Source organism: Cupriavidus sp. SIMBA_020, from assembly GCF_046535395.1.
Lineage (GTDB): Bacteria > Pseudomonadota > Gammaproteobacteria > Burkholderiales > Burkholderiaceae > Cupriavidus > Cupriavidus campinensis.
The window spans coordinates 139,500-151,878 of the sequence record NZ_JAWRWU010000013.1; the positions used below are offsets into that span (position 1 = coordinate 139,500).

Annotated in this window: 12 protein-coding genes; all 12 read right to left on the bottom strand. The window is 63.2% G+C overall.

The features are described from left to right. Window positions 1-509: 509 nt before the first annotated feature. The 12 genes from hemE to SB751_RS22370 all read right to left on the bottom strand — a co-directional run bounded on the left by hemE (window position 510) and on the right by SB751_RS22370 (window position 12,377). Entirely contained in the window at window positions 510-1,598 is a 1,089-nt protein-coding gene (gene hemE, locus SB751_RS22315) for a uroporphyrinogen decarboxylase (RefSeq protein ID WP_211943684.1), read from the bottom strand. A gap of 64 nt (window positions 1,599-1,662) precedes the next feature. Continuing rightward, complete coding sequence (locus tag SB751_RS22320) at window positions 1,663-2,619, bottom strand: alpha/beta hydrolase (RefSeq protein WP_144203372.1); 957 nt, start codon at window positions 2,617-2,619, stop codon at window positions 1,663-1,665. 837 nt (window positions 2,620-3,456) lie between these two features. Further along, complete coding sequence (locus SB751_RS22325; RefSeq protein WP_144203370.1) at window positions 3,457-3,873, bottom strand: F0F1 ATP synthase subunit epsilon; 417 nt, start codon at window positions 3,871-3,873, stop codon at window positions 3,457-3,459. Window positions 3,874-3,982: 109 nt separating this feature from the next. Next, window positions 3,983-5,386, bottom strand: a complete 1,404-nt coding sequence (atpD, locus tag SB751_RS22330; RefSeq protein ID WP_144203368.1) for a F0F1 ATP synthase subunit beta — start codon at window positions 5,384-5,386, stop codon at window positions 3,983-3,985. 33 nt (window positions 5,387-5,419) lie between these two features. Next, window positions 5,420-6,295 (bottom strand): F0F1 ATP synthase subunit gamma, encoded by an 876-nt coding sequence (gene atpG / locus SB751_RS22335; RefSeq protein WP_144203366.1) that lies wholly within the window; start codon window positions 6,293-6,295, stop codon window positions 5,420-5,422. A gap of 74 nt (window positions 6,296-6,369) precedes the next feature. After that, complete coding sequence (atpA, locus tag SB751_RS22340) at window positions 6,370-7,911, bottom strand: F0F1 ATP synthase subunit alpha (RefSeq protein WP_144203363.1); 1,542 nt, start codon at window positions 7,909-7,911, stop codon at window positions 6,370-6,372. A gap of 39 nt (window positions 7,912-7,950) precedes the next feature. Further along, window positions 7,951-8,493, bottom strand: coding sequence for a F0F1 ATP synthase subunit delta (locus SB751_RS22345; RefSeq protein ID WP_144203361.1), 543 nt, complete (start codon window positions 8,491-8,493; stop codon window positions 7,951-7,953). 2 nt (window positions 8,494-8,495) lie between these two features. Next, window positions 8,496-8,966, bottom strand: coding sequence for a F0F1 ATP synthase subunit B (locus SB751_RS22350; protein WP_144203359.1), 471 nt, complete (start codon window positions 8,964-8,966; stop codon window positions 8,496-8,498). 105 nt (window positions 8,967-9,071) lie between these two features. Next, on the bottom strand, window positions 9,072-9,338 hold the full coding sequence (gene atpE / locus SB751_RS22355) for a F0F1 ATP synthase subunit C (RefSeq protein WP_092138471.1): 267 nt from the start codon (window positions 9,336-9,338) through the stop codon (window positions 9,072-9,074). A 63-nt stretch (window positions 9,339-9,401) separates the two neighbouring features. Continuing rightward, entirely contained in the window at window positions 9,402-10,271 is an 870-nt protein-coding gene (gene atpB, locus SB751_RS22360) for a F0F1 ATP synthase subunit A (RefSeq protein WP_144203357.1), read from the bottom strand. Window positions 10,272-10,537: 266 nt separating this feature from the next. Continuing rightward, window positions 10,538-11,086: an ATP synthase subunit I gene (locus tag SB751_RS22365; RefSeq protein ID WP_144203355.1), complete on the bottom strand. Its 549-nt coding sequence runs from the start codon at window positions 11,084-11,086 to the stop codon at window positions 10,538-10,540. Window positions 11,087-11,474: 388 nt separating this feature from the next. After that, window positions 11,475-12,377, bottom strand: a complete 903-nt coding sequence (locus tag SB751_RS22370; protein WP_144203353.1) for a ParB/RepB/Spo0J family partition protein — start codon at window positions 12,375-12,377, stop codon at window positions 11,475-11,477. Between the last annotated feature and the right edge of the window lie 2 nt (window positions 12,378-12,379).

The window sequence follows — 12,379 nt, forward strand, 5'->3', positions numbered from 1 at the left end:
GCCCCCCGACTGGTGCAGCCCGGGTGCGCAATCGTTGTGCATGCGGCGCATGGTCGACACCATGAGAAAAGTCTGTGTGCGGCGCAACATCAACTTAAAGTAAAACTTCAAATGTGACCCTAAGTCGATGATCCATGGATGGTTTTCCACCTCCCCCGGAGTGCCTGTGGATAACTTTGTTGAAAAGTCGCGCCAACTTCCCCGGAAGGCGCTTAAATCCACGGTTCCATCGCTGTCGGCAGCTCGCTTGAAGAAGATTCAAAGCCTTATGAATCAAGGACTTGCGAAGACCCCCCAACTGAGTTAAGGGGTAACCCGCTCGTGCACTGCCGCAAACCTATCAGTGTGCATAAGTCAAGCCTTGACAACGGCCCATCGGCACCTTTTTGGAGACAAATCAAAAAATAGTTTACTTGACAGCCCCTGGCGTGAGCCTCCCCGTGCACAAGGCCGGCGCACGGACCCGCGTCGCTGCGACGCGGGGTATTTCAAACGGCCGACAGACTGTGTTACCGCGCGCCGCGCAGGGCGCGACTGTAACGATGCACCTCGTCCACCAGCACGGAAACGCTCTCGGGCGGCGTGAACTGCGAGATGCCATGGCCGAGGTTGAACACGTGTCCGTCACTCCCGCCGCCGGCGGCGTAGGTGTCGAGAACGCCACGCACCTGCTCGCGGATGGCCGCTTCGGGCGCGAACAGCACGGTCGGATCGATATTGCCCTGCAAGGCCACCTGCCCGCCCGTGCGGCGACGGGCCTGGGCGAGGTTCACGGTCCAGTCGAGACCGATGGCATCGGGACCGATCTCGGCGATTTGCTCGAGCCAGTGGCCGCCGCCCTTCGTAAAGACAATCGCCGGAATCTGCTGGCCCTCGTGCTCGCGCTTGAGGCCGGCCAGCACGCGCCGCATGTATTCGAGCGAGAAGCGCTGGTACATGCCGTCGGCCAGCGCGCCGCCCCAGGTATCGAACACCATGACGGCCTGCGCGCCCGCCTCGATCTGGGCGTTCAGGTAGGCGGACACGGCCTGCGCGTTGATGTCGAGGATGCGATGCATCAGGTCCGGGCGGCCGTACATCATCGCCTTGACCGTGCGGAAGTCGTCCGAGCCGCCGCCTTCGACCATGTAGCAGGCCAGCGTCCACGGGCTGCCCGAGAAGCCGATCAGCGGCACGCGCTGGCAGCCGTCCTGGATCAGCGCGCGGCGGATCTCGCTCACGGCGTCAAAAACGTATTGCAGGGACGCCATGTCCGGCACGGCGAGCCTGGCCACATCGCCTTCAGTGCGCAGCGGGTGCGCGAAGCGCGGGCCTTCGCCTTGGGCGAACGACAGGCCGAGGCCCATCGCGTCGGGCACGGTGAGGATGTCCGAGAACAGGATTGCGGCGTCTAGCGGATAGCGGTCGAGAGGCTGAAGCGTCACTTCCGTTGCGTAGGCGGGATTCTTCGCCAGCCCGAGGAAGCTCCCCGCGCGGGCGCGCGTGGCGTTGTATTCGGGCAGGTAGCGGCCCGCCTGGCGCATCAGCCACAGCGGCGTGTACTCGGTGGGTTGCCGGCGCAGCGCGCGCAGGAAGGTATCGTTCTGCAATGCGGTCATGGTCATCCTCTCAAGACCGCCATTCTAAGGGATGGCCGCCGCCGCACGCTGTTCGGGAAAGATGTCACGCATCGTCGAAGATGCCGACGAAGGCCTGCGCGGCACGGCGCATCCACTCGCGGGCGCGCGGCGCGTCCGGTTGCAGGCGGGCGAAGCCGTGGGTCATGCCGCTGGCCTCGATCGTGACGACCATGGCGTCGTGGCGCACGAGGAAATCCGCGTAGGCAAGGCCGTCATCGCGCAATACGTCGTTGGCGGCTACCAGCACCACGCTGGCCGGCGGCAGCTGCGACGGCGCGGTGGCCATCAAATGGATGCGTGGGTCGGTGGTCTCGGGGCCACGGGTCAGGGCGTCGGCGCCGATGAACTGGGTCCAGAACCAGGCCATCTCGTCACGCGTCAGGCCAGGGCCATCGGCGAAGGCGCGGTAGCTCTCCGTGGTCAGCACCGGCGCGGTAACCGGATAGATCAGCAGCTGCGCGTTGACGACTGGCGCGCCAGCGGCGGCATTGACCTCGCGGGCGGCCAAGGCGGCGAGGTGTCCACCCGCGCTATCGCCGGCCACGGCGAGGAAGTCGGGATCGACGTCGAGCGCTTCGCGCATTGCCGCCAGCGCGCGCACGGCGTTAATGGCGTCATCGCACGGTGCGGGGAAAGCGTGTTCTGGCGCGAGCCGGTAGTCGACACTGGCCACCGCGCAGCCCGTGTCTTCGGCCAGTAAGGCAGCTACCGTGTGGTGGGTGCGCGGCGAGCCGACCACCCAGCCGCCGCCATGGAAATAGACGATCAGGCGCGGGCGTGCCACCTCGGCAGGGCGAAACAGGCGCACGGGCAGCGATGCCGCGCCTGGCTCGAGCGCGATGTCGGTGACGCCCATCCCCGCTGGGTCATCGATCAATGACTGCGCGGCCACCTCGTCGAAGCGGGCGCGGCGTGCGGACGCATCAACGGGTACGGGCTGGCCGGCGTACTGCTCGGCCATGCGTTGGTAATAGGCGAGAATCTGGGGATCGATGGCCATGGCGCGTCGTGGAAAATCTAAACTGGCGCCAGTGTAATCGCCCGTCGGGCGGGCGGCGAAGGAAACAAAGCGGCGAAGGGTGCGCTTGAACCGTATCGAATCGTAACGCTAGAGGCGCTAGCGAACACAGTTTTAAAGCGGGAGTTTTCTTTATCCCCCAAAAGTGGGGCATGCGGATTATGTATTCGCAGAAAACCTAATGCATTCAGTAGCCTAGCACTTAAATGTCTTAACATTGGCTTACCGGAGCCACATCGATCCGTGTGCAGATTGCGCCTCGAACGGCGCATAAAAGCGGCTAAAACGCCGGATTTTTACCCGCCGGGCTTTCAACTACTTGCAAAACGATACATTTTGTTACTGCCATCCCCAGAAGTTTCCCCCACAATGCATTGACACACCGAACGCTGGTGTGAAGTGTCCCCACCCGTAAAGTATTGAAAAATAAGGGGATGCGGAAGAAAGCCTGAAAGAGTTTGCTTGGCAGTATCCCGATTTTCCGGACCAGCAAGTCAGAACTTGCCGATCCGGAGCACCAGGAAAGACCGATCGGCGCGTGGCTTGAGTTTCCCCGGATGTGATGTCGGGGACTCGCCAAGAGATGCGGAGAGAAGACTCCGATGCGCTCGTGAGTAAATCCTGGACCGAACCCGTTCCTTCGAATTGACCCCTCGAAGGGATTTTCCCGTCCGCGCGGAGCCTCCCCGGCCCGCGCGCTTTTTTTTGTGGTCCAGGCAAGAAAATATAGCGCCCGCCGAACAAAAAAGGCAGCCACATGGCTGCCTTTTTCCATGGCGCACCGAAAAAACAACAGGTGCGCCAGTCCTACTTAACTGCTTACTTCTTACGACGCAGACGGGCGATGGCTGCCAGCTGCGCAGCGGCCACGGCCAGCTCGCTCTGCGCGCGCGCCAGATCCAGGTCGCTGCCCTGGTTCTGCATCAGTTCCTCGGCCGCACGCTTGGCGTCCCGCGCCTTGGCCTCGTCCAGGTCGCTACCGCGGATGGCGGTATCGGCCAGCACGGTCACGTGCTTCGGCTGGACTTCGAGAATGCCGCCGGCAACGAACACGAACTCTTCGCTACCGTCTTCCTTCTCGATGCGCACCGCACCCGGCTGGATGCGGGTGATCAGCGGCGTGTGGCCCGGCAGGATACCCAGTTCACCCGTCTCGCCCGGCAACGCCACGAACTTCGCCTGACCGGAGAAGATCGACGCTTCCGCGCTGACGACGTCTACAAGAATGGTTGCCATATCAGATCCTTTCTCCTGAAAGCGTTAGCTTCCCGATACCAGGAAGCAAGTTTTCGCCTCCACGCGGGTCGCGGCAATCGCCACGGTGCATGAAGGCGAAACACACCGCTTACTGGAGCTTCTTGGCCTTCTCGAAGGCTTCGTCGATCGAACCGACCATGTAGAACGCCTGCTCGGGCAGGTGATCGCACTCGCCATCCACCAGCATCTTGAAACCACGGATGGTTTCCTTCAGCGGCACGTACTTGCCCGGCGAACCCGTGAACACTTCGGCCACGTGGAACGGCTGCGACAGGAAACGCTGGATCTTACGGGCGCGGGACACGGCCAGCTTGTCTTCCGGCGACAGTTCGTCCATGCCCAGAATCGCGATGATGTCGCGCAGTTCCTTGTAGCGCTGCAGGGTCTGCTGCACGCGGCGGGCCACTTCGTAGTGTTCCGTGCCGACGACTTGCGGATCCAGCTGGCGCGACGTGGAGTCGAGCGGGTCAACGGCCGGGTAGATACCCAGCGCGGCGATGTCACGCGACAGCACCACGGTGGAGTCCAAGTGCAGGAAGGTCGTGGCGGGCGACGGGTCGGTCAAGTCATCCGCAGGCACGTACACGGCCTGGATCGACGTGATCGAGCCAGTCTTGGTCGACGTAATGCGCTCCTGCAGCTTGCCCATTTCCTCGGCCAGCGTCGGCTGGTAGCCCACGGCGGAAGGCATACGGCCCAGCAGTGCGGACACTTCGGTACCGGCCAGCGTGTAGCGGTAGATGTTGTCCACGAAGAACAGGATGTCGCGGCCTTCGTCACGGAAGCGCTCGGCCATGGTCAGGCCGGTCAGCGCCACGCGCAGACGGTTGCCCGGCGGCTCGTTCATCTGGCCGAACACCATGGCCACCTTGTCGAGCACGTTCGAGTCCTTCATTTCGTGGTAGAAGTCGTTCCCTTCACGGGTACGCTCGCCCACGCCGGCGAACACCGACAAACCGCTGTGCTGCTTGGCGATGTTGTTGATGAGCTCCATCATGTTCACGGTCTTGCCCACGCCGGCGCCACCGAACAGGCCCACCTTGCCGCCCTTTGCGAACGGGCAGACCAGGTCGATCACCTTGATGCCGGTTTCCAGCAGGTCCACCGACGGCGACAGTTCGTCGAACCTCGGGGCCTTCTGGTGGATGCCGCGCAGCTCGTCAGCCTGGATCGGGCCGGCTTCGTCGATGGGACGACCCAGCACGTCCATGATGCGGCCCAGCGTACCGTGGCCAACCGGCACGGAGATGGGGGCGCCGGTGCTCTTGACCGGCATGCCGCGGCGCAGGCCGTCGGACGAACCCAGGGCAATGGTACGCACCACGCCGTCGCCCAGCTGCTGCTGCACTTCGAAGGTCAGGCCCTTCTCGGCAAACGACGAGTCGCCGGATTCTTCCAGCACGAGCGCGTCGTACACCTTCGGCATTGCGTCGCGCGGGAACTCGATGTCCACCACGGCGCCAATGCACTGCACAATATTTCCGATACTCATTTCGTATCTCCGATAGCTTGAATACTTGACGCCTTAGACCGCAGCGGCACCGCTGACGATTTCCGACAGTTCCTTGGTGATCGCTGCCTGACGGGTCTTGTTGTAGACCAGTTGCAGTTCGCCGATCACGTTCTTGGCGTTGTCGGAAGCAGCCTTCATGGCCACCATGCGCGCCGATTGCTCGGACGCCATGTTCTCGGCCACGGCCTGGTACACCAGCGCTTCGACATAGCGGACGAGCAGCTCTTCCACTACGGTCTGGGCGTCAGGCTCGTAGATGTAATCCCACGAGTAGGCACGCTTTTCGTCTTCGGTCTGGCTGAGCTTGTCGGCTGCCAGCGGCAGCAGTTGCTCGACCATCGGCTCCTGCTTCATCGTATTGATGAACTTGGTGTACGCCAGGTACACCACGTCGACCTCGCCATTGGCGAATGCGTCGAGCTGGACCTTGATCGCGCCGATGAGCTTTTCCAGATGCGGGGTGTCACCAAGGTGCACCACATGCGAGACCACCTTGGCGCCAATGCGGCCCAGGAACTGCATGCCCTTGGTACCGATCGCGGTCGCTTGCACGTCCACGCTGCGGCCCTGCAGGGTCTTCAGTTCATTGGTCACCGCGCGCAGCACGTTCGTGTTCATGCCGCCGCACAGGCCCTTGTCCGTCGTCACCACGATCAAGCCGGCGCGCTTCACATCGCGGGCCTGCATGAACGGATGCTTGAACTCGGGGTTGGCCGTAGCCAGGTGCGCCGCGATATTCCGCACTTTCTCGGCGTAGGGGCGGGCATTCCGCATCCGTTCCTGCGCCTTGCGCATCTTGGACGCGGCGACCATCTCCATCGCCTTGGTGATCTTGCGCGTGTTCTGCACGCTCTTGATCTTGGTTCGAATCTCTTTCGTTCCGGCCATATCTTCCTCTCCATTCGATTCGCGCCGCGCTGCCGTTGCTCCCGGCGCGCGGCGCGATCCGTGGAATTACGCGGTTAGAACGCGGCGGACTTCCTGAAATCCTCGATCGCGGCACGCAGAGCGGCCTCGTCGTCCTTCGACAGATCCTTGGTATCTTCGATGCGGTTGACGAGATCGGCGAACTTGGTCTTCAGGTGGTCGTGGAGGCCCTTCTCGAACGGCAGGATGTCCTTCACGTCCACGTTGTCCAGGAAGCCGTTGTTCGCGGCGTACAGCGACGCGGCCAGTTGCCACACCTGCAGCGGCTGGTACTGCGGCTGTTTCAGCAGTTCCGTCACGCGGCGGCCGCGCTCCAGCTGCTTGCGGGTGGCATCGTCCAGGTCCGAGGCGAACTGCGCGAACGCAGCCAGCTCACGGTACTGGGCCAGGTCGGTACGGATACCGCCGGACAGCTTCTTGATGACCTTGGTCTGGGCAGCACCACCCACGCGCGACACCGAGATACCGGCGTTGATAGCGGGGCGGATACCGGCGTTGAACAGGTCGGTTTCCAGGAAGATCTGGCCGTCGGTGATCGAGATCACGTTGGTCGGCACGAATGCGGACACGTCACCCGCCTGCGTTTCGATCACGGGCAGCGCGGTCAGCGAACCGGTCTTGCCGGTCACGGCGCCTTTGGTGAACTTCGACACGTAGTCTTCGTTCACGCGGGCAGCACGCTCGAGCAGACGCGAGTGCAGGTAGAACACGTCGCCGGGGTAGGCTTCGCGGCCCGGCGGGCGGCGCAGCAGCAGCGACACCTGGCGGTAGGCCCAGGCTTGCTTGGTCAGGTCGTCATAGACGATCAGCGCGTCTTCGCCGCGGTCGCGGAAGTACTCGCCCATCGTGCAGCCGGCGTAGGCGGCCAGGTACTGCATGGCGGCCGAGTCCGAAGCGGCAGCGGCCACGACGACGGTGTATTCCATCGCGCCGTGCTCTTCCAGCTTGCGCACCACGTTGGCGATCGTCGAAGCCTTCTGGCCGATTGCCACGTACACGCAGAAGACGCCCTTGCCCTTCTGGTTGATGATGGCGTCGACAGCCACGGCGGTCTTGCCGGTCTGGCGGTCGCCAATGATCAGCTCACGCTGGCCACGGCCGATCGGCACCATCGCGTCGATCGACTTCAGGCCGGTCTGCACCGGCTGGCTCACCGACTGACGCGCGATCACGCCCGGGGCCACCTTCTCGATCACGTCCGATTCCTTGGCGTTGATCGGGCCCTTGCCGTCGATCGGCTGGCCCAGCGTGTTCACCACGCGGCCCAGCAGTTCGCGACCCACCGGCACTTCCAGAATGCGGCCGGTGCACTTCACCGTGTCGCCTTCGGAAATGTGTTCGTAGTCACCCAGCACCACGGCGCCCACGGAGTCACGCTCCAGGTTCAGCGCCAGGCCAAAGGTGTTGCCGGGGAATTCCAGCATCTCGCCCTGCATCACGCCGGACAGGCCGTGCACGCGGCAGATACCATCGGTCACGGAGATCACCGTGCCGGTGTTGCGCACTTCAGCGTCGGCGCCAAGACCCGAGATGCGGGACTTGATCAGCTCGCTGATTTCTGAGGGGTTCAGTTGCATCACAATGCTCCTAATTCTTCAATCCGTCGGCCGTTGCGGTCAGGCGGTCAGCGCGGCTTGCATGGCAGCCAGGCGCGCGCGCACGGAGGTGTCGAGCACTTCGTCGCCGACCTTGACGCTCACGCCGCCGATCAGGGACGGGTCCACCGCCACCTGTGCGTACAGCTTGCGACCGAACTTGCGTTCGAGTGCGGCGACCAGTTCGTTGACTTGCGAGGTCTCCAGCGGGAAAGCGCTGGTGATCTCGACGTCGGACGACCCCTCGCGGGCGTTCTTGAGCGCATGGAACTGTTCGGCGATTTCCGGCAGCACCGTCAGGCGGTTGTTCTCCGCCAGCAGGTTCACGAAGCGGCGTGCCTCGTCGTTGACCGGGCTCTTCAGCACCGACAGGAACACTTCCGCCAGCTTCTGGGCGGAAACGTTCGGATCGTCGGCAAGCGCCTTCATGTCGGGATTGGCGGCAACCTGCCCCATCTCCGACACCAGTTCGGACCATGCACCCAGGTTGCCTGCACCGGCTTCGCTCGCGACGCGGAACAGCGCCTCGGCGTAGGGACGGGCAATGGTTGCGGTTTCAGCCATGATTAGAGCTCAGCCTTGAGTTGATTGAGCAGGTCGGCGTGCACCTGCGCGTTCACTTCACGCTTGAGGATCTGCTCGGCGCCCTTCACGGCCAGCGTGGCAACCTGGTCGCGCAGCTGTTCGCGGGCGCGGGTCACTTGCTGGTCCGCCTCGGCCTTGGCCTGGGCGATGATGCGTGCGGCTTCTGCCTGGGCGTTCTGCTTGATCTCGTCGGCCGTCAGTTGGGCGCGCTTCTCGGCGTCAGCGACGCGTTGGGCGCCCTCGGTGCGGGCTTCGGCCAGGGCCTGGTCCACACGCTTGTTGGCGAGTTCGAGCTCGGCCTTGCCTTTTTCGGCAGCGGCGAGGCCATCGGCGATCTTCTTTGCGCGTTCGTCGAGCGCCTTCACCAGCGGCGGCCAAATGAATTTGGCAACAACCCACCACAGGATGAAGAACACGACCATCTGCGCAAAAAACGTTGCGTTCAGATTCATGGTGTGTTCCTTTCGGTAATCAAACTACAGATAAATGCACAAGGGCGGCCAGGCCATCGGACTGAGGCCTGCGCCGCCCGTCAGCATCATGCAGACCGAAAAGACTTACTGAATGACAGCCAGCAGCGGGTTGGCGAAGGCGAACAGCATTGCAACACCCACGCCGATCAGGAATGCCGCGTCGATCAGGCCAGCCAGCAGGAACATCTTGGTTTGCAGCGGGTTCATCAGCTCAGGCTGACGTGCGCATGCCTCGATGTACTTGCCGCCCATCAGGGCGATACCCAGGCAGGCACCGATGGCGCCCAGACCGATGATGATGCCGATGCCGATAGCGGTCAGACCCTGGATGTTGGCGAGATATGCTTGCATGATGACTCCTTTAAATTGAGAGAGACTTAGAACCAAAAAACCAAAAAACCAAAAACCGTGAAATCAGTGGTGATCGTGAGCCTGGCCGATGTACACCAGCGTCAGCATCATGAAAATGAATGCCTGCAGCAGCACGATCAGGATGTGGAAGATGGCCCAGACGGCGCCAGCAATCACGTGACCGACAAAGCCCAGTGCGGACAGATCGCCGCTGAACGTCCAGATCGAACCCAGCAGCGCGATCAGCAGGAACACGAGTTCGCCGGCGTACATGTTGCCGAACAACCGCATGCCGAGCGAAACGGCCTTGGCCAGGTATTCGATGATGTTCAGGATCAGGTTGAACGGGGCCAGGTACCACTTGGCGCCGAACGGGGCCGAGAACAGCTCGTGCATGAAGCCGCCCACGCCCTTGATCTTGAAGCTGTAGTAGATCATCAGCACCAGCACGGCGCACGACATGCCCAGCGTGCCGTTCAGATCGGCGGTGGCCACGGCGCGGTGATGCGGCAGGTGGAGGTGGAAGATGCCCAGCAGGTGGTTCAGGCCGGTGACCCAGTCCACGGGGATCAAGTCGATCGCGTTCATCACGGTGATCCAGCAGAACACCATCAGCGCCAGCGGGGCGATCCACGAGCGGTCGCCGTGGATGATGCCCTTGGCCTGGTCGTCCACCATCTCGACGATCATTTCCACGAAGGCCTGGAAACGGCCCGGCACGCCGGCTGTCACGCGGCGCGCGGCTGCGTACAGGAACAGCAGTGCGAGCACGCCGCACAGGACGGACCAGAACACCGTGTCATAGTTGATGACACTGAAATCGACCACGGACTGCTGCTTGCCGCCGATCGAATTCAAGTTCTGCAAATGTTCGGCGATATAGCCTGAGGGTGTGAGCGTATGCCCTGCGCCTTGCGTAGCTTCTGCTGACATGTCGATGCGAACCGTATATTGCGAAATGGATAGGCACTGGCCCCCGCTCTGGCGGAAGCCCGGTACGCGTCTTGCATGGCCTTCGGTCACGTGACCGGTCACCGCCAGGCAAGCCGCCTTGTTGTTCTGGGCAAACCTTGCTCACGCGGCACGGGCCCTTTCGAGACGCGCCGCGCGTGAAACTGAAACCTCTTGATATTCCGGAGGGGTGCCTCATTTCAATCGGCAGCCGACCCTTGCATCCGGCCACCGCTTCATGAATCCACTCAGCGAATCGCGAGTGCCACCCAATATGTCTTCAGCGCCAACAGGAACGTGACCAGCATCGGTACCCAGCGCAGATCGCGGTACAGCACCACCACCAGCACGAACAGTGCGACGGTGCCGAAGACCTTGATCGCCTCGCCGGCCACCAGGCCGCCGACCGACGGCTGCCCGCGCGACATCCACAGGCGCAGCGCGAAGAAACCGCTCGGCACGAAACACACCGTGCCGCCAAAGAACGCCGACCAGCCAGACGCCGCCTGCTCCTGCGCGAACACCGCCCAGGCCAGGGCCGACAGCAGCGTCACAACGACCTGCGCCATTACCACCCTGGCCGGCGTCATCCGCGACGGGCGCAGCGCTCGCTCGCCCAGCAGTGTCACCGCCTCGGCACGCGAGAGCGGATCGACAGCCTGTTCTTCATTCGCGCCATCATCGTCCCAGTCATCATCACGATCGCTCCAGTCGTCGTAACGACGAGCGGTTTTCGGATGTTCCGGAGACGCTGCACGGTCCAGCGAAGGGTCTTGCTGACGGTCTCGCACCACCACCTGCCTAGCCTCGTTCCAGGCCGGAACTTTTCGGGTCCGGCCAGAATTCAAACCGCACGATTCTACGGGGAATCCACGAGTCGAGTCAATCTGCTTTCAGTTAGCTTGCAGCATGTTGCGCACAACGGTTGCTATCACGCCTCCATGATGGCTGGCGGGATATTGCGCGGCAATGACGCAAGACGTAATTGGATTGCGCGCGCAAGGGGGCGCATGATGGCGATTTGACCTGTGCCCGAGCGGTGCACCCTGCCCTTCGACGGTGCAGGCCGTTCGGTTATCGCGCAGATTGTGGGACGCGCCGCAATGGCATCGCGGCATTGTCGCAACAGGCCGACAACCGCGTGCCGCCGGGACACAAAGCGGTTGCCGTAATGCGTGGTTGGCGTTAGGCCACGCGCTGGCCGTCCACCCGCTCGCGCAGGCGGGTGAGCACGCCGTCCAGGGCGTCGTTGCTGGTGAAGTGGATCGTCAGCTGACCCTTGCCGCGCGCGCCGAGCTTGATCTGCACGGCCAGGCCCAGCGTATCGGACAATTCTTCTTCCAGACGCGCCACGTCGCGCGTGCCGTTACCGGTCTTCTGCTTGAGCGACTTGAGGTCGAACGGCTTCAGCGTCGAGGTGACCAGCTTTTCGGTCTCGCGCACCGACAGCCGCTTGTTGACGATCTGGTTGGCCAGGGTGATCTGGTTGGCGCCATCCACGGCCAGCAGCGCACGCGCATGGCCCATGTCGAGGTCGCCCGCCATCAGCATCGTCTGCACGGGATTGGCCAGGTTCAGCAGGCGCAGCAGGTTCGACACCGCGCTGCGCGAACGGCCGACCGACTCGGCGGCCTGTTCGTGCGTGAACTGGAATTCGCGGATCAGCCGCATGATGCCCTGCGCTTCCTCAAGCGGGTTCAGGTCCTCACGCTGGATGTTCTCGATCAGCGCCATCGCGGCGGCGGCCTCGTCGGCCACGTCCTTCACGAGCACCGGCACCTTGTCCAGGCCCGCAATCTTCGAGGCGCGGAAGCGGCGTTCGCCGGCGATGATCTCGTAGCGGTCCGGCTCGGCCACGCGGCGCACGAGGATCGGCTGCATCAGCCCCTGTGCGCGGATGCTGGCGGCCAGCTCCTGCAGCGCGCCCTCGTCCATGCGCGTGCGCGGCTGGTACTTGCCCGGCTGCAGCTGCTCCAGGCGGAGCACGGTGGGCGCGCCCTCCTGCTTCGCGGTCTCGACGATCTCGGCGGGGCCGCCCAGCAGTGCCTCCAGTCCACGGCCGAGGCCCTTCTTCTTCGCGGTACTCATGG